General features: G+C 71.2%; 23 protein-coding genes. 18 read left to right on the top strand and 5 right to left on the bottom strand.

The genetic code is table 11. The annotated features are described in order from the left end of the window. Positions 1-20: 20 nt before the first annotated feature. On the bottom strand, positions 21-848 hold the full coding sequence (locus AB0J87_RS14435) for a TIGR03619 family F420-dependent LLM class oxidoreductase (protein WP_363965381.1): 828 nt from the start codon (positions 846-848) through the stop codon (positions 21-23). 269 nt (positions 849-1,117) lie between these two features. Between AB0J87_RS14435 and ctaD the strand changes: the two genes are divergently transcribed. The 8 genes from ctaD (at position 1,118) to AB0J87_RS14395 (ending at position 10,204) form a co-directional block, all read left to right on the top strand. Then, positions 1,118-2,833 (top strand): cytochrome c oxidase subunit I, encoded by a 1,716-nt coding sequence (gene ctaD, locus AB0J87_RS14430; protein ID WP_363965379.1) that lies wholly within the window; start codon positions 1,118-1,120, stop codon positions 2,831-2,833. A gap of 33 nt (positions 2,834-2,866) precedes the next feature. Further along, positions 2,867-3,100 (top strand): hypothetical protein, encoded by a 234-nt coding sequence (locus AB0J87_RS14425; protein ID WP_350722223.1) that lies wholly within the window; start codon positions 2,867-2,869, stop codon positions 3,098-3,100. Positions 3,101-3,104: 4 nt separating this feature from the next. Beyond that, positions 3,105-4,838 carry a fumarate reductase (quinol) flavoprotein subunit gene (gene frdA / locus AB0J87_RS14420; RefSeq protein ID WP_363965377.1) on the top strand — a complete coding sequence of 578 codons (1,734 nt, stop codon included), beginning with the start codon at positions 3,105-3,107 and terminating at the stop codon, positions 4,836-4,838. Beyond that, on the top strand, positions 4,831-5,565 hold the full coding sequence (sdhB, locus tag AB0J87_RS14415; protein WP_350722219.1) for a succinate dehydrogenase iron-sulfur subunit: 735 nt from the start codon (positions 4,831-4,833) through the stop codon (positions 5,563-5,565). Before frdA ends, sdhB begins: the two co-directional genes overlap by 8 nt. Next, positions 5,562-5,945, top strand: coding sequence for a hypothetical protein (locus AB0J87_RS14410; RefSeq protein ID WP_363965374.1), 384 nt, complete (start codon positions 5,562-5,564; stop codon positions 5,943-5,945). Before sdhB ends, AB0J87_RS14410 begins: the two co-directional genes overlap by 4 nt. After that, positions 5,942-6,283 carry a fumarate reductase subunit FrdD gene (gene frdD, locus AB0J87_RS14405; protein ID WP_363965372.1) on the top strand — a complete coding sequence of 114 codons (342 nt, stop codon included), beginning with the start codon at positions 5,942-5,944 and terminating at the stop codon, positions 6,281-6,283. Before AB0J87_RS14410 ends, frdD begins: the two co-directional genes overlap by 4 nt. 176 nt (positions 6,284-6,459) lie before the next feature. Further along, the gene (locus AB0J87_RS14400) at positions 6,460-9,174 is read left to right on the top strand and encodes an immune inhibitor A domain-containing protein (protein ID WP_363965370.1); all 2,715 of its coding nucleotides are present in this window, start codon (positions 6,460-6,462) and stop codon (positions 9,172-9,174) included. A 91-nt stretch (positions 9,175-9,265) separates the two neighbouring features. Continuing rightward, a complete protein-coding gene (locus AB0J87_RS14395; protein ID WP_350722214.1) occupies positions 9,266-10,204 on the top strand; it encodes a diacylglycerol kinase family protein in 939 nt (312 codons plus the stop codon). A 12-nt stretch (positions 10,205-10,216) separates the two neighbouring features. Here the strand turns inward: AB0J87_RS14395 and AB0J87_RS14390 are convergent, their stop codons facing one another. After that, a complete protein-coding gene (locus tag AB0J87_RS14390) occupies positions 10,217-10,981 on the bottom strand; it encodes an SWIM zinc finger family protein (RefSeq protein ID WP_363965367.1) in 765 nt (254 codons plus the stop codon). After that, a complete protein-coding gene (locus AB0J87_RS14385; RefSeq protein WP_363965365.1) occupies positions 10,981-13,956 on the bottom strand; it encodes a DEAD/DEAH box helicase in 2,976 nt (991 codons plus the stop codon). The genes AB0J87_RS14390 and AB0J87_RS14385 overlap by 1 nt, the downstream gene beginning before the upstream one ends. A gap of 95 nt (positions 13,957-14,051) precedes the next feature. Here AB0J87_RS14385 and AB0J87_RS14380 point away from each other — a divergent pair, with 95 nt between their 5' ends. From AB0J87_RS14380 to AB0J87_RS14335, 10 genes are all read left to right on the top strand, one after another. Further along, complete coding sequence (locus AB0J87_RS14380) at positions 14,052-14,813, top strand: methyltransferase domain-containing protein (protein WP_350722209.1); 762 nt, start codon at positions 14,052-14,054, stop codon at positions 14,811-14,813. Between the two features lie 255 nt (positions 14,814-15,068). Then, a complete protein-coding gene (locus tag AB0J87_RS14375; protein WP_363965363.1) occupies positions 15,069-15,449 on the top strand; it encodes a phage holin family protein in 381 nt (126 codons plus the stop codon). After that, entirely contained in the window at positions 15,446-16,084 is a 639-nt protein-coding gene (locus tag AB0J87_RS14370) for a DUF3618 domain-containing protein (RefSeq protein WP_363965361.1), read from the top strand. Before AB0J87_RS14375 ends, AB0J87_RS14370 begins: the two co-directional genes overlap by 4 nt. 51 nt (positions 16,085-16,135) lie before the next feature. After that, the gene (locus tag AB0J87_RS14365; protein ID WP_363966588.1) at positions 16,136-16,555 is read left to right on the top strand and encodes a protease inhibitor I42 family protein; all 420 of its coding nucleotides are present in this window, start codon (positions 16,136-16,138) and stop codon (positions 16,553-16,555) included. A 26-nt stretch (positions 16,556-16,581) separates the two neighbouring features. After that, positions 16,582-17,298: a DUF1838 family protein gene (locus AB0J87_RS14360; protein ID WP_363965359.1), complete on the top strand. Its 717-nt coding sequence runs from the start codon at positions 16,582-16,584 to the stop codon at positions 17,296-17,298. A gap of 18 nt (positions 17,299-17,316) precedes the next feature. Next, entirely contained in the window at positions 17,317-17,721 is a 405-nt protein-coding gene (locus AB0J87_RS14355) for an HIT family protein (RefSeq protein WP_363965357.1), read from the top strand. Positions 17,722-17,796: 75 nt separating this feature from the next. Next, on the top strand, positions 17,797-18,975 hold the full coding sequence (locus tag AB0J87_RS14350) for a histidine kinase (protein ID WP_192786257.1): 1,179 nt from the start codon (positions 17,797-17,799) through the stop codon (positions 18,973-18,975). A gap of 33 nt (positions 18,976-19,008) precedes the next feature. Beyond that, positions 19,009-19,755: a LytTR family DNA-binding domain-containing protein gene (locus AB0J87_RS14345; RefSeq protein ID WP_363965355.1), complete on the top strand. Its 747-nt coding sequence runs from the start codon at positions 19,009-19,011 to the stop codon at positions 19,753-19,755. Continuing rightward, entirely contained in the window at positions 19,755-20,183 is a 429-nt protein-coding gene (locus AB0J87_RS14340) for a hypothetical protein (RefSeq protein WP_350722198.1), read from the top strand. The genes AB0J87_RS14345 and AB0J87_RS14340 overlap by 1 nt, the downstream gene beginning before the upstream one ends. After that, entirely contained in the window at positions 20,180-21,667 is a 1,488-nt protein-coding gene (locus tag AB0J87_RS14335) for a cation acetate symporter (RefSeq protein ID WP_350722197.1), read from the top strand. Before AB0J87_RS14340 ends, AB0J87_RS14335 begins: the two co-directional genes overlap by 4 nt. A 48-nt stretch (positions 21,668-21,715) precedes the next feature. Here the strand turns inward: AB0J87_RS14335 and AB0J87_RS14330 are convergent, their stop codons facing one another. Both AB0J87_RS14330 and AB0J87_RS14325 read right to left on the bottom strand, forming a co-directional pair. Next, complete coding sequence (locus tag AB0J87_RS14330) at positions 21,716-23,878, bottom strand: helicase-associated domain-containing protein (protein WP_363965352.1); 2,163 nt, start codon at positions 23,876-23,878, stop codon at positions 21,716-21,718. A 41-nt stretch (positions 23,879-23,919) separates the two neighbouring features. Next, positions 23,920-24,954, bottom strand: coding sequence for a LacI family DNA-binding transcriptional regulator (locus AB0J87_RS14325; protein WP_363965350.1), 1,035 nt, complete (start codon positions 24,952-24,954; stop codon positions 23,920-23,922).

The raw sequence follows: 24,954 nt of genomic DNA, 5'->3' as shown, positions 1-24,954 counted from the left end.
AATGTGGGACATGTGGCGCGTCAGGCGAGGAGGCGGCCGGGGGCGTTGCGGCGCAGGAAGTCCTCCACCTCCGGCAGGGACAGCCCGGGGCGGTGGGCCAGGATGAGCCGGTCCACTCCCGCGTCCGCGTAGGCGCGCACGGTCCCGGGGTCGAGGGGGCGGGCCGGGGTGACCGAGACGTGGAGGCTGGTGCCGGCCGCCGCGGCCTCGGCGCGTACGGACTCGATCTGGGCCGCCGCCGCCCGCAGGCCCAGCATCCAGCCGTACCAGCCGTCGGCCAGCTCGGCGGCCCGCCGGTGGGCGGCGCGCGTGTGGCCGCCCATGACGACCGGCACGCGTCCGAGCGGGCGCGGATGGGCGTCGACACCCTCGAACGAGACGTACCGGCCGTGGAAGGCGGGCTCGTCCTGCTCCCACAGCGCGCGCATCGCCCGCAGGTACTCGGCCGTACGCTCGCCGCGGCCCTCCAGGGGCACGCCGAGCGCGCGCAACTCCGGCTCCAGGTAGCCGGCCACGGCCCCGAACACCAGCCGTCCGCCGCTGAGCACGTCCACGCTTGCCAGCTGCTTGGCCAGCACCAGCGGGTCGCGCTGGGGCAGCACCACGCAGCCGGTGGCCAGCAGGATCCGCTCGGTGTGCGCGGCCAGGAACGCCAGCGAGACCACGGCGTCCAGCAGCGGCGCGCCGGGTTCGAGCGGCGAGGGATCGACCCGGGGGCTGGGCAGGACCACGTGGTCGGCCGTCCACAGCGAGTCGTAGCCCAGCTCCTCCGCCAGCGCGGCGATCCTGGCGGCGCCGCGCCGGTCGGCGCCGGCGTAGCCGTTGGGCAGGTGAAATCCGAGCGTCATGGGCACGCCTGGAAACGCTAGGCCGGATTCAACCGATCCACCAGCGACGATCACGCATGGGTCGCATGCCGCCCCCGCATGTCAAACCTTCCGGTGCGAATGTCAAAGAACGTCTTCCCGAGCGGCGCTGCTTGGCGTGGAATGGGTAGATCGGGGCAGGCCATGGTGGGCCGCATCCGGCGGTCCGCCGCAGGTAGCCGAATCGCGCCTGAGGCGGGCGGCGTCCAGCGGTCCGTCGCAGGTAGCACTCCGCACTGGAGGGAGCAGCCGTGACGACTGTTCGCGAGACCTCGATCGAGCAGGTCAGGCGCCGCCGCACCGGGACCGTCCTCGCCTCCTGGCTGTCGACGACCGACCACAAGGTCATCGGGTATCTCTACCTGATCACCTCGTTCGGGTTCTTCCTCGTGGCCGGCCTCATGGCCATGGTCATCAGGGCCGAGCTCGTCTCCCCCGGCATGCAGCTGGTCAACCAGCAGCAGTACAACCAGCTGTTCACCATCCACGGCACGGTGATGCTGCTGCTGTTCGCCACCCCGCTGTTCGCGGGGTTCGCGAACGTGGTCATGCCGCTGCAGGTCGGCGCGCCCGACGTGGCCTTCCCCCGGCTGAACGCGGTCGCGTACTGGATGTTCCTGTTCGGCGGGCTGATGGTGGTGGCCGGGTTCTTCACCCCGGGCGGGGCGGCGGACTTCGGCTGGTTCGCCTACACGCCGCTGTCGACGGCGCTGTACTCGCCGCAGATCGGCGGCGATCTGTGGATCATGGGCCTGGCGCTGTCGGGTCTCGGTACGATCCTCGGCTCGGTCAACTTCATCACCACGATCATCGGCATGCGGGCGCCCGGCATGACCATGTTCCGGGTGCCGCTGTTCACCTGGACCGTGCTGCTGACCAGCATGATGGTGCTGATGGCGTTCCCCGTGCTGGCCGCGGCGCTGCTGGTGCTGGAGTCGGACCGCAAGCTGGGCACGCAGGTCTTCCACAGCGAGAACGGCGGCGCGCTGCTCTGGCAGCATCTGTTCTGGTTCTTCGGCCACCCCGAGGTCTACATCATCGCGCTGCCGTTCTTCGGGATCATCTCCGAGGTGATCCCGGTCTTCAGCCGCAAGCCGCTGTTCGGCTACCTGGGGCTCGTCGGCGCGACGATCACCATCGCCGGGCTGTCGATGACCGTGTGGGCCCACCACATGTTCCCGACCGGCCAGGTGCTGCTGCCGTTCTTCTCGCTCATGACGTTCCTCATAGCGGTGCCGACCGGGGTGAAGTTCTTCAACTGGATCGGCACGATGTGGCGGGGCCATCTGAGCTTCGAGACGCCGATGCTCTTCGCCGTCGGGTTCCTGGTGACGTTCCTGCTCGGCGGGCTCACCGGGGTCATCCTGGCCTCGCCGCCGCTCGACTTCCACATCAGCGACACGTACTTCGTGGTCGCGCACTTCCATTACGTCGTCTTCGGCACGGTCGTGTTCGCGATGTTCTCCGGCTTCTACTTCTGGTGGCCGAAGATGACCGGCCGGATGCTCGACGACCGCCTCGGCAAGGTGCACTTCTGGACGCTGTTCATCGGCTTCCACACCACGTTCCTGGTGCAGCACTGGCTCGGCATGCTCGGCATGCCCAGGCGCTACGCCGACTACAGCCCGGGCGACGGCTTCACCGCGCTCAACGAGTTCTCCTCCGCCGGGGCGTTCCTGCTCGGGGCCTCGACGCTGCCGTTCCTCTACAACGTCTGGAAGACGGCCAAGTACGCGCCCAAGGTCACCCTCGACGACCCGTGGGGGTACGGCGGCTCCCTCGAATGGGCCACCAGTTGCCCGCCGCCGCGCCACAACTTCGTCAGCATGCCCCCGATCCGCTCCGAACGGCCCGCCTTCGACCTGCACTACCCCCGCGAGCAGGCGGAGCTGCCCTCAGCGGTGCAGCACGGGGTCGAGCACGACGAAGCCTCCGAGGCCGAGCCTCGCCCGGAGAATCCCGACTGATCATGAAATTTCGCCTATCTAGGGAGATCGGCGATGTCAGGCACGCGAATCCCCTTCACCCCCGAGACGGCCCCCTGCGGGAAGAAGTCCGGCGGTGAGCGCCTCGTCGACGACGACGGCTACGGCCTGGTGATCCGTGACCAGTTCTTCGACTGCGGCTGCCGCCGGATCCGGCACGAGTACCACGACGGCAGCATCCACCTGTCCGCCATCCGGCACGACGGCAAACGGGTGAAGGACCCGATACAACCCGACCACGGGAAGTGACGTAATGATCGACGTGCTCATCGTCGGAGGAGGCGGAGCGGGCCTGCGGGCGGCCGTCGCGGTCGCCGAGAGTGACCCGTCCCTGAAGGTGGCGGTCGTCTCGAAGGTCTATCCGATGCGCAGCCACACCGTCTCCGCCGAGGGCGGCGCCGCCGGGGTGATCGGCGTCGGCGACACGCTCGACGAGCACTGCTACGACACGATCTCCGGCGGTGACTGGCTGTGCGACCAGGACGCCGTCGAGGCGTTCGTGGCCGAGGCGCCCGAGGAGCTGATCCAGCTCGAGCACTGGGGCTGCCCCTGGAGCCGGGAGAGCGACGGGCGCGTGGCGGTCCGCCCGTTCGGCGGCATGAAGAAGATGCGCACCTGGTACGCGGCCGACAAAACGGGCTTCCACCTCTTGCACACCTTGTTCCAAACAACCCTGAAATATCAGGACGTGTTGCGGTACGACGAGTGGTACGTCACCAAGCTCGTCGTCGACGACGGCCGCGTCCACGGCGTCGTGGCCGTCGAGATCAGGACCGGCCGCATCGAGACCATCGCCGCCAGGACCGTCATCCTGGCCACCGGCGGCTGCGGCCGCGTCTTCCCCTTCACCACGAACGCCGCCATCAAGACCGGCGACGGCATGGCCCTGGCCTACCGGGCGGGAGCGCCGCTGAAGGACATGGAGTTCGTCCAGTACCACCCCACGGGCCTGCCGTTCACCGGCATCCTCATCACCGAGGCGGCCAGGGCCGAGGGCGGCTGGCTGATCAACAAGGACGGCTACCGCTACCTGCAGGACTACGACCTCGGCAAGCCCACGCCCACGCCGAAGCTGCGCAGCATGGAGCTGGGCCCGCGCGACCGCCTCTCCCAGGCGTTCGTGCACGAGCAGCAGAAGGGCCGCACGGTGGACACCCCGTACGGCCCGGTCGTCTACCTGGACCTGCGCCACCTGGGCGAGAGCAAGATCGACGCCCGCATCCCGTTCGTACGCGAGCTGTGCCGCAGCTACCAGAACCTCGACCCGGCCACCGACCTCATCCCGGTGCGCCCGGTCGTGCACTACATGATGGGCGGCGTCCACACCGACATCGACGGCGCCACCCCCGTCGCCGGGCTGTTCGCGGCCGGGGAGACCGCCTGCGTGAGCATCAACGGCGCCAACCGGCTCGGCTCCAACTCGCTGCCCGAGTGCCTGGTCTTCGGCCGCCGGGCCGGGATCGCCGCCGCCGAGTTCGCCAGGTCGCACCGGGACGGCGAGCCGGCCGCCGTGCGGAGCCAGGGGGCCGACGAGCGGCGCCGGTTGGAACGCGTCCGGGAGGGCAGCAGCACCGGTGAGCGGATCGCCGACCTGCGCGAGGAGATGCAGCACACTCTGGAAGGGGCCGCCGGCATCTACCGCACGGGCGACGTGCTCACCAAGGCCGTCGACACGCTCGCGGAGCTGCGCGAGCGCGCCGAGGAGGTCCGCATCGACGACACGAGCACCGCGTTCAACACCGAGCTGATCAACCTGCAGGAGCTGCACACCATGCTGGAGGTCGCGCAGACCATCGTGGCCTGCGCGCTGAACCGGCAGGAGTCGCGCGGCGCGCACCAGCGCACCGACTTCCCGGCCAGGGACGACGCCGCCTACCTCGCGCACTCCCTGGTGCACCGCGCACCCGACGGCACCCCGTCCGTCGGGCTGCTCCCCGTGACGATCACCCGCTGGCCTCCGGGAGAAAGGGTGTACGGACGTGACTGATGGGACGGCGACGATCAGGGTCGAGGTGGCCCGGTACCGGCCCGGCGAGGACGAGGAGCCGGTGTTCCAGGGGTACGACGTGCCGCTCATGGCCGACTGGGCGGTCCTCGACGGCCTCAACCACATCAAGGACCAGCTCGACGGCAGCCTGTCGTACCGCTGGTCGTGCCGGATGGGCGTGTGCGGCTCGTGCGGCATGACCGTCAACGGCGAGCCCAGGCTGACCTGCGGCACCTTCCTCACCGAGTTCGGCGCGGGCCCGATCAGGATCGAGCCGCTGAAGGGCTTCCCGGTCATCAGGGACCTGGTCGTGGACATCGACGGGTTCCTGGCCAAGCTGTCGTCCGTGCGGCCCTGGCTGATCAGGGAGGGCGAGGAGCTGCCGCTGACCGCCGAGTACGCCCAGACGCCCGAGCAGCTGGAGGCGTACAAGCAGTACAGCATGTGCATCAACTGCCTGCTCTGCTACTCGGCCTGCCCCGTCTACGTGCTCGACCCCGACTTCCTCGGCCCGGCCGCCATCGCGCTCGCCCAGCGCTACAACCTGGACTCGCGCGACATGGGCGACCGGTTCGACGTGCTCAACCAGGAGGACGCCGTCTGGGGGTGCACGTTCGTCGGCGAGTGCACGCGGGTCTGCCCCAAGCACGTGGACCCGGCCGAGGCCATCCAGCGCTACAAGCTGACCGCAGCCCTGCGTTCGGTCCTGCCGTGGAGCAGGCGATGACGACCGCCTACCGCCCGCCGCGCGACAACCTCTGGTTCGTCCGCACCCGCCACTGCGCGGTGTTCGTGCTGCGCGAGCTGACCAGCGTCTTCGTGGCCTGGTCGATCGTCTTCGTGCTGATGTTCGCCGACGCGGTGCGCGGCGGCACCCTCCAGGAGTTCGCCGCGCTGGCCGCCCGGCCGTGGATGATCGCGATCAACGTGCTCGCGCTGGCCGCGACCGTCTTCCACACGATCACATTCCTCAACCTCGCCCCCAAGGCCACGGTCGTCCGCCTGGACGGCTGGCGGGTGCCCGCCTGGATGATCCAGGGCGGCAACCACTCGGCGTGGGTGGCGATCTCCCTCCTGATCGCCTACTTCGTCCTGAGGTCGCCATGAGACGCACTCTGGAGCCGTACCTGTGGCTGCTCTTCAGCGGCGGGGGAGTGGTGGCGGCGCTCGTGCTGCCGGTGCTCGTGCTGCTCTTCGGGGTGCTCATGCCGCTCGGCGTGGTCGACTGGCCCGCCCCCGAGCAGCTGCGCGCGCTGCTCGACCCCGTGCCGGTACGGATCGCGCTGCTCGGGGTCGCCGTGCTGTGCCTCTTCCACGCCGCGCACCGGGTCAGGTTCACCAGCGAGGAGGTGCTCGGCATCGCCAGGTTCGACCTGGTCATCGCGGTGATCTGTTATGGCGGCGCCGTCGCGGGCGGGATCGTGGCGGGGCTCATATTGTTCTGATTCCTTATGCCAACGGTGCGCTAAATGTCCCCCTTTGATCACATTTCAACGACGTACTTTACTATTCGTTGAAGCACCCTCTAACGTCCGGCATTGCACACCCCTATGGCCATGCGCCCGGCGACCCCGGGCAGAGAGGGTTCCTGGTGCCCAGCACGAAGCGCTTATTAGCAGCATTGCCGGCGGTCGCCCTTCTCGGCGCCGCCCTGTCCGCGCCCACGGCTCAGGCGGCGTCCGTCGCGAACTACGAGCCCACCGCCGCGGACTACTACATCAACTACGCTCCTCCGGCGGTCGAGAAGGACCCGCAGGAGCCGTCGGTCAACGACAAGAACCAGCGCTCGCTCAGTCCGGCACAGAAGTTCGACCGCAAGTTCACCAGTGGAAATCCGGCCGCCGGCCGCATTCTCGCCGCCCGCGAGAACGAGGCCATCAGGACCGGCCGCAATCCCGCTGAATGGATTTTCAAGAACTCCAAGCAGACCCGCACGGCCAAGCTCCTGACGATCCTCGTCGAGTTCAACGAGCAGGCCAACGACGACTTCTCGGGCTTCAACCGGCCGCGCACGACCGACAGCGACGCGAACGACTGCGTGGTGGAGCCGCCCGGCACGCTCAAGAACGGGCCTCTCCACAACAAGATCCCCAACCCGGCCACGCTGCCGCACAAGGACAACAACTCCTTCTGGGTCAAGGACTTCAGCCCCGAGCACTTCAACAAGATGCTCTACACCGACAAGGGCATCACCGAGCGCGTCCGCCCCGACCTGAAGGACCCGCGCGACGGCAAGCCCGGCATCGACATCTCCGGCTACACGATGAAGAAGATGTACGAGGAGATGTCCAAGGGCGCCTACTCCGTCACCGGCTCGGCGGCCGGCTGGATCAAGGTCCCGCACTCCGAGGCCTGGTACGGCGCCGCGGCCTGCGGCGCTCCTCCGCAGGACATGTCCGGCCACCCCGACAACCCGCGCGGCGCCCAGCAGTTGCCGATCGACGTGGTGGAGAGCCTGGTCAAGGCCCAGCCGAGCTTCCCGTGGGCGGACTACGACGTCGAGGACGTCGCCGACGCCGACGGTGACGGCAACTTCAACGAGCCCGACGGCGTGATCGACCACCTGGTGCTGGTGCACGCCGGCAAGGACAAGTCGTCCGACGGCGGCGCCGAGGGCACGTACGCGATCTGGGCCCACTCCAGCGCGGTCGCCGGCGGCTACAAGATCCCCGGCACCGACAAGAAGATCTCCAACTACATCGTGCAGCCCGAGGACTCCGGCGTCGGCGTCTTCGCCCACGAGTACGGCCACGACCTTGGCCTGCCCGACCTGTACGACACCTCGGGCCAGGCCAGCTCGGCCGTGGACTTCTGGGACCTGATGTCCAGCGGCTCCCACTCCGGCCCGATCTTCCAGTCGATGCCGTCCCACATGGGTCTGTGGGACAAGTGGGTGCTCGGCTGGGCGAACCCGAAGACGTTCAACCCGGGCGACGCCTCCAAGATCGTCACGGTCGGGCAGTCCTCGCGCACGCCCAAGCTCACCGAGGACGGCGTCCGGGTCAACCTGGCCTCCACGCCGCTCAAGATGATCGACCCCCACAGCGGCTCGAACGCCTGGTGGAGCGGCCTCGACCAGGACTGGGCCAACCTCACGGTGACCCGCGACCTGCCCGTCCCCGCCGGCACCGATCTCAAGTTGTGGATGTGGAACAACTACGTGATCGAGCAGGACTGGGACTTCGGCTTCGTCGAGGTCTCGACCGACGGCGGCCAGACCTGGGCCCAGCAGAAGGTCTTCGACGAGGCCGGCGCCGAGGTCAGCACGCCCGACGACTATCCGGACCCGAACAACAACCTGCACGCCTTCGGCGAGAAGAAGTACGGCCTCACCGGTGACAGCGGCGGCTGGCGGCACGACTACGTCAACCTGACGCCGTTCGCCGGCAAGACGATCAAGCTGCGGATGACGTACAACACCGACGCCGCCTTCCAGGAGCGCGGCTGGCACGCCGACGACTTCCAGCTCACCAACGGCGGCACGTCCGTGTGGAGCGACGACGTCGAGAACGGCGACAACGGGTGGAAGGCCGTCGGCGGCACGTTCACCAACACCAGCGGCACCGGCTGGACCCGCAACAACGGCAGTCGCGAGATCTCCCGGTTCTACCTGGCCGAGTGGCGCAACTTCGACGGCTTCGACAAGGGCCTGCAGTACGCCTACGACACCGACTACTCCCGCGACGGGGCGTGGAAGGTGCAGAAGCTGAAGTACAACGCGCCGGGCCTGCTGGTGTGGTACCGCGACTCGACGTTCATCAACAACAACGTCGGCGACACCCTGCGGCTCCCGCCGAGCCTCGGTCCCAAGGGCAGCCTGCTGGTCGTGGACTCGCACTTCGACCCGCTGCGCCGCACCGGGACCGCGGCCGAGAAGGACCCGACGCTGCAGAAGAACCTCCAGGGACGCGTCCAGTCGTCCAACGCCGCGTTCGGGTTCGGCAAGACGTACCCGTTCAAGGAGTGCCTGGAGGCGGCGGACGAGCCGTTCAGCGCGTACTGCACGGACCTGCCCGCGCAGAAGGGCGTCCCGGCCTTCACCGACGCGAAGACCTGGTACCCGGGCCTCGAGCTGATCGGCAGTGGTCTCTACTACCGTGACTTCGACGCCTCGGCGGTCGTGCCGTCGAAGGGCGACCAGACGTACAGCAGCCGAGTGGTGCACCAGGACGGCACCCCCGCCACGGAGCTGTACGGCCAGGTGGCCGCCGGCTCGGTGCTCGGCACCGGCAACCCCGGTGACGAGGGCAAGGCGCTGGGCGTGCAGTTCAAGCTGGTGAGCCCGCTTCCGGGCAACCTGGGCGCCATCGTCCAGGTCGTCCCGCCGAAGAAGTAACGATCAAGAAGGCCGCCGGGGTGTCCCGGCGGCCTTCCGCGTGCCGGCGGCCGACCCTAGGCAGCGCGGTCTGCACCTACCATTGATGACCATGAGCGAATTGCGCACCAAAGACGAGCACACCGAGGCGATCCGGAGAGATCGCAAGGTGGCAGTGGTGGTGAACACTCGCTCGCGCCGCGGCCGCCGCCACTATTTCGAGGTGATCGAGCAGATCCACAACCTCGGCTTCGAGCCGCTGGTGGAGCTGTCGGTCTACAACCCCAAGCGGCTGCGCGAGCTGCTCGACGCGGCCCTGGCCACCGAGCCCGACCTGCTCGTCGTGGGCGGCGGCGACGGCACGCTCTCCTCGGCCGTGCGCCATGTGGCCCACCGCGACGTGGCGCTCGGGGTGCTCCCGCTGGGCACCACCAACAACTTCGCCCGCAGCCTCGGCCTGCCGCTCGACCTGGCGGGGGCGATCAGGGTGTTCGCCGAGGGCAAGGTGGCCGACATCGACCTGGGGATGGCCGACGACCGGCCGTTCGCCAACCTGGCCAGCTTCGGGGTGTCCGTCGAGGTGGCGGGCAAGGTCAAGCCGTGGCTCAAGCGCATCGTGGGGCGCCCGGCCTACCCGCTGACCGCCCTGACGATCCTGCCGGGGCACACGCCGTTCCGCGCGTACATCACGGTCGAGGGGCAGCGCCACGAGCTGCTCACCCACCAGCTCAACATCGCCAACGGCCGCTTCCACGGCGGCTGGCAGGTGGCCAAGGACATCAGCATCGACAACGGCATGCTGGTGGCCTACCAGCTCGGTTCGGGCAAGAAGCTGCGCCTGCTCGGCGAGACGCTGATCAGGGCGACCACCGGACGGTGGCGCAGCATGGCCGGCGGGCCGTTCGTGGTGGGGCGGGAGATGCTGCTGGAGACCGACCCGCCGATGGCGGCCGACGTGGACGGCGAGGTACGGCTGCGCACCCCGATCCGGCTGCGCGTGGTCCCCAACGGCGTGCGCGTGATGGTGCCCTCCTCCTTCGAGGACCGCTGACCACCCGGAGCCTCAGGAGCCGGCGAGCCGCCGGTACGCCGGGGTGAGCGCGCGGGCCAGGTCGGCGGGCGGCGGGAAGACGCGCAGGAGCAGGTCCGGAGCGGCGGCCGCGGGGCGGCGCTCGGGCCGGTGCGCCGTGGCGCCGGGCGCGTAGAAGTCGGCCAGCCGGTCGGCGAACGGCACGTCCCGCACCTCCAGCCTGGGCGCGTCCTCCGCCAGCGAGCCGAGCAGCTGCTCCCGGGTCCGGCCGCGCCAGGCCAGCACCAGGAACGGGTCGTCGTCGAACGACTCGGCCAGCAGGTAGAGCACCGCCGACAGGTGCTTGCACGGGAACCCCCAGTCGGGGCACGAGCAGTCCATGTCGAGATCGCGCGGGAACAGGTCGATCCCGAGCGCCGCGAACAGCTCCTCGATCTCCGGCGGCATCTCTCCCGCCAGCAGCTTGGCCCGGTGGACGGCCTGCTCGGCGATCGCCTCCTCGATGACGGCCCAGCGCCGCTCGTCGTACGCCTCGATCCTGACCACGATCGCGTACGGCTCCCGCCGCGAGCCCTGGACGGCGGCCCTGACCTCGCCGGGGGACAGGTCGATCGACAGGACCTGGCCCTGGCGCGCGTAGGCGCGGCCCCGCGAGAGCCGGCCCTTGTCGCAGACGCGCTCCAGGATGTCGATGAAACGCCTGGACCACCACGTGGAGCCGATGGTCCCGCGCTGGGTGCGGGCCCTGATGCCGCCCTCGACCTTGATCGGCCTGGTGGCCTGGAACCAGTCCGGCACTATCCGCCCACCCCCTCCGCCGTGAGCCTGAACACCTCGCGCAGCTCCTCCGTCGACAGGTCCGTCAGCCAGTCCTCCCCGGTGCCCACCACCCGCTCGGCCAGGGCCTTCTTGCGCTCGATCATCTGGTCGACGCGCTCCTCGAGGGTGCCCGCGCAGATGAGCTTGCGCACCTGCACGTTCTTGCGCTGCCCGATGCGGAACGCCCGGTCGGTGGCCTGGTCCTCGACGGCCGGGTTCCACCAGCGGTCCACGTGGACGACGTGGTTGGCGGCGGTCAGGTTGAGCCCGACCCCGGCCGCCTTGAGCGACAGCACGAACAGCATCGGCTCCTCGTCGTTCTGGAACCGGTCGACCAGGCGGTCGCGGGTCTTCTTCGGCAGGCCGCCGTGCAGCCACAGGACCGTGGTGTCGAGCCGCTGGGCGAGGTACGGCTGCAGCATGGTGCCGAACTCCGCATATTGCGTGAAAAGCAGGGCCTTTTCGCCTTCGGCCAGGATTTCTTCGGACAGCTGCTCCAGCCGGGTGAGCTTGCCGGACCGGCCCGCCAGGCGGGAGCCGTCCTTGAGCAGGTGGGCCGGGTGGTTGCAGACCTGCTTCAGTTTGGCCATGGTGGCCAGGACCAGGCCGCGCCGCTCGATGCCCTCGCTGTCGTCGATCTTGGCCAGCATGTCGTCCACGACCGCCTGGTAGAGCGTGGCCTGCTCCGTGGTGAGCGGGCACCACTCCTTGACCTCCAGCTTCTCCGGCAGGTCCGAGATGATCGACTTGTCGGTCTTGACGCGGCGCAGGATGAACGGCCCCGTCGCCCGCTTCAGCGCCCGCGCGGCCTGCTCGTCCTGCTGGGCCTCGATGGGCTCCTGGAAGCGGGTCCTGAACCGCGAGCGCGGCCCCAGCAGCCCCGGGTTGGCGAACTCCATGATCGACCAGAGCTCGGCCAGGTGGTTCTCGACCGGGGTGCCCGTGAGGGCGAGCCGGCCGCCGGCGGGGATCGAGCGCACGGCCTGGGCCTGGAGCGTGCCGCTGTTCTTGATCGCCTGGGCCTCGTCGCACACGACCCTGCGCCACTCGTGCCGTTTGAGCGTCTCGAGGTCGCGCTGGGCGGTGCCGTACGTGGTGATCACCAGATCGGCGCCGGGGATCAGCGCCGCGTCGCGCCCGCTGCCGTGGTGCACGTAGACGCGCAGGCCGGGCGCGAACCTGGCGGCCTCCCGCTGCCAGTTGCCGACCAGGGACATCGGGCAGACGAGCAGCGTGGGCGCGCCGGCCCGCTCGTGGACGAGCAGGGCCAGCGTGGTGATCGTCTTGCCCAGCCCCATGTCGTCGGCCAGGACGCCGCCCAGGCCCAGCTCCGACAGGAAGCTGAGCCATGCCAGGCCGCGCTCCTGGTAGGGCCTGAGCGTGGCGTCCAGCCCCGCGGGGGTCGCGATGGGCGTCAGCCGCCGCTCGGCCTGGCCGGACAGCAGGTCGCCGAGCACGCCGTCGGCGTCGATCTCCAGCAGCGGCAGCTCGGCGTCGTCCTCCTGCACCACGTGACGCAGGAGGTCGGCGGCGCTCGCCTCCCCCGTACGGGCGCCCTCCACGGCCCTGAGCGCGGCCTTGAGCTGCCGGTCGTCCAGCTCCACCCACTGGCCGCGCACCCGGACCAGCGGCACCTTCAGCCGGGCCAGCTCGGCCAGCTCCGCCTCGCTGATCGTCTCGTCGCCCACCGCCAGGTCGATGCGGAAGTCGACCAGCTCCCGCATGCCGAACCCCTGCCCGGTGGCCGCCGTCTGCGCCTTGGCCCTGGTGGTCAGCTTCAGCCCCAGCCTCGTACGCCCGGCCCAGCGGGGCAGCTGCACCCCGAACCCGGCCGCCTGCAGCAGGGGCGCGGCCTGTCGCAGGAACCCGAACGCGCCGGCCGTGTCCAGCGCCAGCTCGCTCGGCGTGGGCCCGCGCAGGGCGCGGTCGAGCTCCGGGTAGAGCCGGACGGCCCGGCCCAGCCCGGCCAGCAGGTCGCGTTCGGGCCTGCCGGGCAGCCCCGTCACCGTCTCGCCGGTCCAGACGTGGGCCGCGGGGACGTACAGGCTGGGGTCGTCGGCGGCCTGCAGCGCCAGCTCGACCCGCCAGTCCTCGGTGTCGGCGGGCTCCAGCAGCCGGAAGCACACCCGGGTCGCGCCCTCGGCCGACGCGACGCTCTCGTGCCACCGCTCCAGCTCCTCGCGCAGCCCGGGCACGTCGGGGCACTGCGGCGCGACGCCGGTCAGGGCGGCCAGCCAGCGTTCGTGCAGCGTCCTGGGCCGGGCGACCAGCGGCTCGGTGAGGGTCTGGCGGACGAGGGCGTCGGCGAACGTCTCAAGGGCGTCGAGCAGGACGCCGGCGGACGGCCGCTCGACCTGGGAGGTACGGCACGCGGGCGGCATGGCCAGCGCCAGCTCCCGGAAGTAGCCGGCGTCGGCCCCGGTCACCACCGGCCGCCACACGGCCCGCGCGTCGGCCTCCGGCACGGCCCACATGGCCATCGCGTCCTCGGGCTCACGGCCACCCGCAGAGGAAGGGACGAGCTGCGGGATGACGCGGCCCCGGCGTACGAGGTCGCGGGCGAAGGCCGCCACGGCGGCCCAGTGGCGCATGGTCGCGGTGCCGGTGTGCCCGTCCAGCACGTGCAGGGCCTCCGAAGCGGGCGGCACCACGACGGGGACCTGCCAGAGGCGCAGCCGCGGCCGGGTCGTCTCCGCGAGCCGGCCGGTCTCCGGCGAGGGCAGCGGCTCCTTGGCCGAGCCAGGCAGGAGCAGCTCCAGCGTCCGTGACGGCGGGTCGTCGAGGCCGAGCGCGGCGGCGACGCCGGACGCGGGGGAGGCGAACGGGTGGGGCGCGGGCCCCGTCGGATGGCGCTGCGGCCGGCGCGGGGCGGCCCCGGAGGACGCGTCGCCGGCCTCGGCGATCTCCGCCCAGAAGGCGAGCCCGCCGGCCGCCCAGACCCCGTGTACCAGCACCCCGGCAGGCTACCGCGCCGGCGGCTCCCCGCCGCCGCGCCTGCGGCCGGGGGCCCGCGAGGAGGGGAAGATCGGGTCCGCCTAGGATCCTGCACATGAGGTTCTCAGGGGCAGAGGGCAGGTGGGCGGCCCGGTTGGGGGCGCTGCGGGACGTCGTCCGGCAGGACCTCGTCACCCGCCAGCTCGCCGCGCACCTCCCCAAGACCCCCTGCCGCATCCTCGACGTGGGCTCCGGCCAGGGCACGCAGGCGCTCAGGATGGCCGCCCGGGGCCACCACGTCACCGCCCTCGACGCCTCCCGCGACCTCCTCCGCCTCCTGGAGGCCGGGATCCAGCCGGGCATGAGCATCCGGACGGTCCAGGCCGAGGCAGGGCGGCTGCGGGAGCTGTTCGGGCCGGGGAGTTTCGACATCGTCCTGTGCCACGGCGTGCTGATGTACTTCGACGACCCCGACCCGCTGCTCGCCGACCTCGCCCGCCTCCTCGCGCCAGGCGGCCGGCTCTCGCTCCTCGTCCGCAACGGCGACGCCCTCGCCATGCGCAACGGGCTCATGGGCGACTGGGCGGGGGCGCTGCAGGCGTTCGAGGGCACCGGTTACGTCAATCGGCTCGGCGTCCCCGCCAGGGCCGACCGGCTCGACGAGCTCACGCGGCGGCTGGCCGTACAGGGGCTGGAGGTGCCGCAGTGGTACGGCGTGCGGGTGTTCTGCGACGCCGCGCCGGACGGAGCGCCCGTCCCCGAGGAGATTGACGAAATTCTGGCGGTGGAGGAACGCGCGGGCCGGACCGACCCCTACCGGAGGGTGGCGGCGCTAATCCACCTCATCTGCGCAAGAGGTGAGGAAAGGCTTATATAAGCCCCACCTGAAGTTGTAGCATATTGGTATGAACCCTCCCGGATCGTGGTGTGAGCGGCCCAAGCCGCAGGCTCCCTCGTGCGAGCTCCCCTCTCCGTGGAGCAAGCCCAAGCAGCCGGACAATTGGTGCGAAGTGCAGAAAGACCCGGTGCTGTCGGCCCTCGGATTTCTGCTCAAGGTCGCCAAGCGGTAAAACCGCATGATAGAAGGCCGTTCGTTTGGGTAGTCGCCTTCCTCAGCGAGGAGGCGAACGTTGTGAACGACACCCACAAGCTGGTCAACGACCTCTCCGAGCAGTTCTCCAGGCTCGTGAGGGACGAATTCCGCCTGGCGAAGATGGAGCTGGCGGAAAAAGGCAAGCGCGCGGGCTTCGGAGCGGGGCTGTTCGGCGCGGCGGGAATGGCCGCGTTCTTCGGCGGCGCCGCACTCGTGACCACCGTCATTCTGCTGCTGGCCCTGGTCCTGCCGGCGTGGGCCGCCGCCGCCATCGTGGCGGGCCTGCTCTTCGTCATCGCCGCGCTGCTCGGCCTGGTCGGTAAGGGTCAGGTGCGACGCGCCGGGCCGCCCGTCCCGTCGGAGACCATCGCGAGCGTCAGGGCCGACATCGACATGGTCAAGGAGAGGGCGCGGCGATGAGCGAGACCGACCCTGGATACAGCGAGCAATATGCCGGAAACGTCGGCGCCCGCAGGCAGACTGTGGGCACGCCGACCGAACGCGAGTCCATCAACGTGCCGCCGACCAGGCCGGGCGCGGCCGAGAACGCCCGGCGGGTGGAGGAGGAGCGGACGGCACACGAGACATTCGCCCCCGAACCCCCTTACGACGACGAGCGTGCCCAGGCCCTGGAACGGGAGTGGGCCGACGCGGAGTCGCCGCGTCATCACCACCACAGCAGGACGCACCACACGCGTGAGACGGCACGCGGGACAGGTCACCACGAGGAGGGCAACGTGCGCAAAGAGATCGAGGAAACCCGCAGGGAGCTGGGCGAGACCGTCGGGGCGCTGGCGGCCAAGGCCGACGTCAAGGCCAGGGCCGCCCATGTGGCCGAGACCGCCAAGGACAGGGCCGCGGGCATGGCCGGATCCGTCAAGGAGAAGGCGTCCGAGGTGGCGGGCAAGGTTCGCGAGGGCACGCCGCACCAGGTGAAGGACGCCGCCGGGCAGGCGCGCAAGCGGCCCGTGCTGCTCGTCGCCGCGGCCGGCGCCGTGATCGCCTTCGTCGTCCGCCGCATGATGCTGCGGCGCAACCGCCACACGCGCCGGTAGAAGGGGACGGGTACGGCCGGCGCCCGCACTGGCAGATACCCTGCCGTGGTGATGCGTCGAACGATCGCCGCCGCCACGCTCGCCCTGCTGGCCGGGTGCGGCGGAGGCTCAGCGGTGAGCGACTTCGGCACGGTGGTCAAGGGCGCCAAGGGCACCACCGTGCCCGTCGAGCTGCGCCCCGGCCAGCGCTTCTCGCTGGCCGTCGCCGACAACCCGTCGGTGGGCGACGAGTGGAAGCTGGTCGCCGTGCCGGACCCGAAGGTCGCCTCGTTCATCAGCGAGGAGCACAAGGCCGAGGGCGGCGGGGTCGGCGCCGGGGGCACGACCTACTTCGTCTTCAACAGCAAGCGACCGGGCACGACGGAGATCAAACTGTACGACTGCTGGCGGTGCGGCCAGGCCACGACGCCACCGGACGAGCAGAGCAGGCAGCAGTCGGGCGAGGCCGTCTTCACCGTATCGGTCAAGTAGAGCGCCGCCCGGTTACTGTGGGGATCATGGATTTCATCCGGGTGCGCGCCTCCTCCGACGGCGCGGAGACCATCTCCTATTGGACCGGCGACGTGTACGGCTGGCAGGACGACGGCGGGCCGCACCACCTGTTCGGGTTCGAGGGGCTGAACGTGGCCAGGGCGGTCGAGGCCGACGGCGGCTGGCAGCTGCTGACCAGGGAGGCCGCCCTCTACCTCGACCCGAAGACGAGGGAGGTGCTCGACACCTGGGACAACCCGCTCACGGAGCGGACGGTCGAGGTGCAGCACGTCTTCAACGACCCGGTCAACCAGCGGCTCGGCGCCTACCCGGTGCCGACGACCCGCCTGGGCGACCAGGTCGTCTACAACATCGACATCCGCCTGGCCTACCCCTCGCCCCTGAAGGTCGCCGACTACCCCGACAACTCGGCGAACGACACCTACCGGGCGATGGAGCTGTTCCAGTTCTTCGCCTCGGCCAAGGACCTGGACTCGGGCGTGCCGGACGTGCCGTGCGTGTTCTCGTGGTGCCGGGTCTCGCCGTGGCTGCCGTGGATGGCGATGGGGCAGCGCGCGGGCGGGCTGGTCTACCACTGCCGGGGCGCCAAGGTGGCCGAGGTGCCGCAGCGGCTGCGCGAGCGGGTGGGCGAGCACTTCCTGCACGCCCCCGCCGAGTGGTCGGCGCCCAACGTGACGAGCTGGACGGCCTTCGCCGAGCGGGCGGGGCGGCCCCGCGGATGAGGCGGATAGGGTCGGGCGGTGAGCACTGACCTGTTCTGCGAGATCATCGCGGGTGAGCGACAGGCGACCATGGTCCACTCCGACGAGGTCGCGGTCTCGTTCCTGGACGTCCGGCCGGTCTTCAAGGGGCACGTGCTGGTGGTGCCGAGGATCCACGTGGAGACGCTCGCCGACCTGACCGACGTGGGGCCGTTCTTCGAGCGGGTGCAGGCCGTGGCCCGGGCGGTGGAGGAGGGGCTCCAGGTCGCCGGCACGTTCGTGGCCATGAACAACCGCGTCAGCCAGAGTGTGCCCCACCTGCACGTGCACATCGTGCCGCGCAACAGGAAGGACGGGCTGCGCGGCTTCTTCTGGCCGCGCACCAAGTACGACTCCACCGAGGAGGCGGAGTCGTACGCGGACCTGATAGCCAAGGCACTGTGAGCGAAGCGAGCCAATGGACACGGGAGTTGCTCAGAGGACCGACGAAGGAGGGCCTCTGAGTTAAGCTCTGGCGGCGTGGAGTACGTGGTGGGCGTCGCCGTGGTCGCGGTGCTCGTGAGCGTGCCCGCGATCGTGCTCTGGCGGGTCATGCGGGGCCGTCGCGAGCTGGGCACCAGCCCGGCGGAGCGGGCCACGTTCGAGACCCTGCACACCGCCTCGCTGGCCGGTCCGCCGCTGCGGGCCGGGCTGACCGCCGACGGCGCCGAGCGGGCCTCGCGGCACCTGCGCGCGCTGCTCGGCTCGGCCGCGCTGGCCATCACCGACGGTGAGCGGCTGCTCGTCTACGACGGCGCCGGCGAGCACCACGCCGACCAGGCGTTCGAGCACGCGGCGGCCACCCTGAAAGACGGCCGCACCCAGGTGCTGACCATCGACTGCGAGCTGCTCGAATGCCCGATCCGCCAGGCCGTGGTGGTGCCGCTCACCACCGACGACCGGGTCGTGGGAGCCCTGGCCGCCTACGGGCAGGACGCCTCCGCCGGCCTGGTCAGGGCCGCGCAGGAGGTGGCCGGGTGGGTGGACTCGCAGCTCGAGCTGGCCGAGCTGGACCGCTCGCGCACGCTGCTCATGGAGGCCGAGGTACGCGCGCTGCGGGCGCAGATCTCCCCGCACTTCATCTACAACTCGCTCACCACGATCGCCTCCTTCGTGCGCACCGACCCGGAGCGGGCCAGGGAGCTGCTGCTGGAGTTCGCCGACTTCACCCGCTACTCCTTCCGCCGGCACGGCGAGTTCACCACGCTCGCCGAGGAGCTGCGCTCGATCGACCGCTACCTGATCCTGGAGCGGGCCAGGTTCGGCGACCAGCTCCAGGTGACGCTCCGGATCGCGCCCGAGGTGCTGCCGGTCGCGGTGCCGTTCCTGTGCCTGCAGCCACTCGTCGAGAACGCCGTCAGGCACGGCCTGGAGAGCCGCAACGGCGTCGGCCGCATCACGATCATCGCCGAGGACGCCGGGGCGGAGTGCCGCATCAGCGTCGAGGACGACGGGCTCGGCATGGACCCCGACCGGCTGCGCCGCATCCTCGCAGGTGACATCGCCCCCACGGGCGGCGTCGGGCTGGCGAACGTGGACGAACGGCTGCGCCAGGTCTACGGCGACGAGTACGGCCTCGTGGTCGAGACGGCCCAGGGAGCGGGCACCAAGGTCAACATCAGGTTGCCGAAATATCACCCAGGCGTCTCTGCCCGTTGACCTCGATCTTTCTTGTCGGTTTTATCACTGTCTATGGCGCAACTACGGGTCCTCGCGGTCGATGACGAGCTGCCTGCCCTCGAAGACCTGTCGTACCTGCTGCGTGCCGACCCCCGCATCGGCGAGGTGGCCACCGCCAGGGACGGCGCGGCGGCGCTGCGGCTGCTCGACCGCGCCATCGCCGACGGCCGGCCGATCGACGCGGTCTTCCTCGACATCCGGATGCGCGGGCTCGACGGCGTGGTGCTGGGGCGGCTGCTGTCGCAGTTCGCGAACCCGCCCCGGGTGGTGTTCGTGACGGCGTACGAGGAGCACGCCGTGGACGCGTTCGAGATCAAGGCCGAGGACTACCTGCTCAAACCGGTACGCCCGGAGCGGCTGGCGGAGGCGATCCGGCGGGTGGCGGTCTCGGCCGACGTGCCCGCGGAGGCGGGGGAGACCGACACGATCCCGGTCGAACTGGGCGGGGTGACGCGGTTCGTGTCCAGCGCCGACGTGATCTACGTCGAGGCGCACGGGGACTACGCGCGGCTGCACACGGTGACGGGCAGCCATCTGGTGCGCATCCCGCTGGCCACCCTGGAGGAGCGGTGGGCCTCGGCCGGGTTCGTCCGCGTGCACCGGAGCCATCTGGTGGCCGTCAAGCACATCGAGGAGTTGCACATCGACTCGGGCAAGTGCACGGTGCGGGTGGGGGACACCGAACTGCCGGTCAGCCGCCGCCACACGCGCGAGCTGCGCGACCTGCTGGTGCGCAGAGCCAGGAAGGCGAGGTCCTGATGAGCCCCGAACCGCGTCCCGGGCGCCGGGCCCCGCTGCCCCGCGCCGAGGCGTCCCGGCGCGAGACCCTGCGCCGGGTGGCCGTGATGAGCCCGCGTACGGCCGCCGCGCGCCGGCCCCGCTACCCGGCCACCCGGGAGATCGACGAGCAGACCAGGCTCGGCGAGGTCTACATGCGCTCGTTCCTGCGCACCCAGGTCCGGCTGGCGCTGTTCGTCTGCACGGTGCTGGCGTGCGTGGTCGGCGGGCTGCCGCTGCTGTTCCTGCTCATCCCCGAGCTGCGCTCGGTCCACCTGCTCGGCGTCCCGCTCCCGTGGGCGGTGCTCGCCGGGCTCATCTACCCCGCCTTCGTCATCGGCGCCTGGTTGTACGTGCGCCAGGCCGAGCGCAACGAGCGCCACTTCGCCGAACTGGTCAAACGCCGATGAGCCTCACCGCGGTGCTGATCGTGGTGGTGGCGGCCGTGCTGATCGGGGCGTTCGGGATCAGGGTCTCCCGCACCACCTCCGACTTCTACGTCGCCTCCCGCACCGTCAGCCCGCTCTGGAACGCCTCGGCCATCGGCGGCGAGTACCTGTCGGCGGCCTCGTTCCTGGGCATCGCCGGGCTCATCCTGTCGTTCGGCGTGGACATGCTCTGGCTGCCCGTCGGCTGGACCGGCGGCTACCTGGTGCTGCTCGTGCTGGTGTCGGCGCCGCTGCGGCGCTCGGGGGCGTACACGCTGCCGGACTTCGCCGAGGCCAGGCTGGAGTCGATGGCCGTGCGCCGCACCGCGAGCGTGCTCGTCGTGCTGATCGGCTGGTTCTACCTGATGCCGCAGTTCCAGAGCGCGGGCCTGGTGCTGCGGGAGATCACCGGCGCGCCCGTGTGGGTCGGCGGCCTGCTGGTCGCGGTCGTCGTGGCGGTGAACGTGCTGTCCGGCGGCATGCGGTCGATCACGTTCGTGCAGGCGTTCCAGTACTGGCTCAAGCTGACGGCGCTGGCCCTGCCGCTGGTGTTCCTGCTGATGGCGTGGAAGGCCGACGGCGCGCCCGCGGTCGGCCCGCAGGACGCGGCCACCTGGCAGGTGCCGCTGGCCGGGGGCAAGGAGTACGGGCTCTACTCGACGTACTCGCTGATCCTGGCCACGTTCCTGGGCACCATGGGGCTGCCGCACGTGCTCGTGCGCTTCTACACCAACCCGGACGGCCGGGCCGCCCGCCGCACGACGCTGGTGGTGCTGTCGCTGCTCGGGGCCTTCTACCTGATGCCCGCCGTGTACGGCTGGCTCGGCCGCCTCTACGCGCCCGACCTGGTCCGCACGGACACGGTCGTGCTGACGCTGCCCGCGCGGATGGTCGGCGGCACGCTGGGCGAGCTGCTGACGGCGCTGGTGACGGCGGGGGCGTTCGCCGCGTTCCTGTCCACGTCGTCGGGGCTGACCGTGTCCGTGGCGGGGGTGATCGCGCAGGACCTGCTCAAGGGCAGCGTGCGCTCGTTCAGGATCGCCACGCTGATGGCGGTCGCGGTGCCGCTGGCCCTGGCGCTGTGGGCGCGGGCGCTGCCGGTGGCGGACGTGGTGGGCCTGGCGTTCGCGGTGGCGGCCTCGTCGTTCTGCCCGCTGCTCGTGCTGGGCATCTGGTGGCGCCGCCTGTCGACCACGGGGGCGCTGGCCGGGCTGTTCGTGGGCGGCGGGCTCGCGTGCGCGGCCGTGCTCGTCACGATCGTCGCCGGTCCGTACGACGGGCCCGCCGGCGCCTTGCTGGGCCAGCCGGCGGCGTGGACGGTGCCGATCGCGTTCGCGGTGATGGTGTCGGTGTCCTTCCTGACCCCGCACCGCGTGCCGCCCGGGGTCGCCAGGACCATGGTCAGGCTGCACACCCCGGAGGACCTCGACCTCGACCGCGGCGACTGGCGCCCCCGCTCGTCGTGACCCCACCAGTGACCCCACCAGTGACCCCGCCAGTGATCCCGCCGGCGATCAGGGCAGATGAGCCTCCTTGATCCGGGCCCGCTGGAAGGTGTGTTCGGCGCCGCAGTCGTGGCAGTAGCCGGACACCGTGCCGCGGGTGAGCTCGATGTCCTCCATGTAGTGCTCACGCCGCTGCCAGACGATGACGATCGGCTCGCCGGTGACGGAGGCCACGGACAGGGCCTCGGCGGGCGTGCCGGGCTCGCCGCCCTGGAGGATCGCGGTGGCGTCCCAGGCCGGGTCGGGCTCCACGGGCAGGCGGCGGCGCTGGGGCGGCTCCGCCTTGATGGTGCCGTCGGGGGCCACGGCGACCGGGGCGTGGCCGCCCTGCCGCAGCAGCTGGAGGGTCTCGTCGGGAGGCAGGGCGCTGAGGGCGACCGTGGGGGCGATGGCGCGCAGCGCCAGCTTGCGCAGGGCCCTGGTCCCGCACAGCTCGGTGATGAGCGCCGGGTCCTCCGCGGTCACCACGGAGGCGGCGGAGGTGACGCGGACGGCGCCGTGCCGGCGGGCGACGTCGGTGACGAGGTAACGCAGCGGCTGGGGGACGGCCTTGGCGGCGACGCGGGCCAGCTCGTCGAGCAGGCCGTCGGCCGTCGTCCCCGCGTCCAGCGCCCGGCGCACGCTCTTGTGCGAGAAGCGCCACACGCTGGCCCGGTCGCGTGACTCCAGGTCGGCGCAGCCGTTCAGGAACGCGGTCAGCTGCGGCGCGGGCACCCCTGACACGATCGCGGTCAGGTCGTTCTGCAGGGTCACGGTGTGGGTCGGCGTGGGGAAGCGGCCGGCCACGCCGGCGCCGTCGAGGTGGGCGCGGCCGAGCTCGGTCAGCGCACCCTCCTGGACCATCCCGAGCAGCTCGCCCTCGCGCAGGGCGGCGGCCACGAACTCGGCGGCGGCCGGCGCGAACTCCTTGACCGCCCGCGTCCGCCAGCCCACGGCCGGGAGCAACCCCTCAGGGCTCGACCCCCGCCCGGGAGGCAGCGTCCGGAGCACGCGCAGCGCGGCCCGCCGGATCTCGCCGGCCCCGCTCTCGAACTGGTACGGCGGAGCCTGCGGCGTCATGTGCTCCTCGCAGCAGCCCGTCACCCTGAACGTGGCCGCCTGCGGCATCGCCAGCCAGGACTCCACCAGGGCCTGCCACCGCGAAGCCGGATCCAGGCCCAGCCACTCGTCGGCCAGCGTGGTGCCCGCCAGCCTCTGGCCGGCCTCGGAGGCGATCAGGTCGGTGCCGAAGGCGAGGTCGAGCCAGAGCACGACCGCCTGCTCGGGAACGTCCAGCGCCTTGGCCACCCGCTTCAGCTCCCGCGCGCCCACCCCGCCCGCCTTCAGCTCGGCGATGGGCTGCGTTCCCGTCAGCTCGATCAGCGCCTCCACCTGGTCAACGGCGGCCAGCGCGGCGGCGAGCCCGTCCGCGGGCCCGGTGAGCTCCACCGACGGCACGTCCGGCTGGCCCGTGAGCTCCGGCTTCCAGCCGTCGCCGCGCAGCGCGAGCGCGACCTCCATGGGCATCTCGTACTCCCAGCCGTCCCGCACCACGAACCCGGCCTCGGCCAGGCGCGTGACCGGATGGTCCGCATCGACGGTGCCGTACCAGACGGCGTGCTGGAAGACCGGCTGCCCGTCCGCCATCGACTCCAGCAGCGCTGCCGCCTCGCGCGGCAACGCGGCGGCGCGGGCGCGGACGGCCCGGCCGTCGCGCACGATCTCCGCCGCCTGGGCGAGCACCTCCGACTTGCGGCCCTTGGGCCTGCCGCCCAGCCCCTTGACCAGGGACTTCAGATCCTCGGCGGTCAGCTCGCGCAACGGCCGGCCCAGCCCGAACGGGTTCGCCCACAGCCCCTGCGGGTGCGGGGACCTCACCGTGCCCCCATCGCCGCCCCCGTCGCCGGCCCCGTCGAGGGTCACGAGACCCCACGCGGCCAGGGTCTCGATCGTCTCGCCGAGCCGGTCGCCGGGATCGTGGAGCAGCTCGGCCAGCGCCGCGCGGCCGGCCTCACCGCCCAGGATCTGCAGCGCCTGGCTGACAAGGTGGCAGTCGGCGTCGAGCGCGAGCAGGGCGGGCACGGCCAGCTCCGGCGCCGCGAGCAGGCGTTCGAGCGCCTCGGCGGAGGGGACGGCGGCCAGCTCCGGCCGGTTGCGAAGAAGCCGGGCGAGGTCGGCGGCGGGAAGAGGCACAACTCGACCCTAGCGAGACGAACGCCGCTCACGCACGGTGTTCAGGAGGGCGGCAGCTCGCCCGAGCCTCTGGCCACCAGCTCGACCGGGACCTTGACGCGGCGGGGCGACGGCGACGGGTTCAGCAGGAGGTCCACCGCGCTGCGGGCCAGGCGGGCCGTGTCGTAGCGGACCACCGTCACCCCGGGGTTGAACACGTCGGCCAGGGCGAAGTCGTCGAAGCTCACGTACGCGGGCCGCTCCGGACGTTCCCGCAGCGCCTGCAGGATGCCGATCGCGGCGCGGTTGTTGGTGGCGAAGAAGGCCGTCGGAGGGTCGGGCAGGTCCAGGAGGCGGCTCACCTCGTGGGAGACCCGCCACGGGTCGAAGAGCCCGCGGACCGTCAGCGTGTCGTCGGCCGGCAGCCCGGCCGCGCGCAGGGCCGCGCGGTAGCCGGTCGCGCGGTCGTGCACCGAGCTGATGCCCTCGTCGTCCGAGACCAGCGCGATCCGGCGGTGGCCGCGGGCCAGCAGGTGCTCGGTCGCGGCCCGGCCGCCCCGCACGTCGTCCAGCAGCACCACGTCCGCCGACTCCAGGCCCGGGGGCACGCGGTCCACGAACACCGTGGTGAGCGAGGCGTGCTCGGCCAGCCACGAGTGATCGGCCGCCGAGGGGACGACGATCAGGGCGTCCACGCCCCGGGCGTACATGGACTCGATGAGCATGCGCTCCTTGTCGGCGCTCTCCTCGTACGAGCCGAACACCACCAGCGCCTCGTACCGGGCCGCTGCGGACTCCACGGCGGCGGCCAGGCGGGAGTAGAACTCGTTGGAGATGTTCTCCATCACCAGCCCGAGCGTCAGCATGGTCGCGCCCCTGGCCAGGCGGGCGGCGGCCTCGTTGCGGCGGTAGCCGAGCGCGCTGATGGCCGCCTGCACGCGCTCCTGCAGCGAGGCCCGGACGTGCGGCTCCTGGTTGACCACGCGGGAGACGGTCTTGAGGCTCACGCCCGCGTGCCTGGCGACGTCGGCCATGGTCGGCTTGCGAGTGGTTTCACCCTGGGAGGCCGCCCGGTCACCCAGATCCCTGGCTGTCAT

Origin of the sequence: Nonomuraea sp. NPDC049625, assembly GCF_040675285.1 — a bacterium.
Taxonomy (GTDB): domain Bacteria; phylum Actinomycetota; class Actinomycetes; order Streptosporangiales; family Streptosporangiaceae; genus Nonomuraea; species Nonomuraea angiospora_A.
Note: the sequence above shows the minus strand (reverse complement) of the source record. Positions and strands in the feature narration are given on the sequence as shown.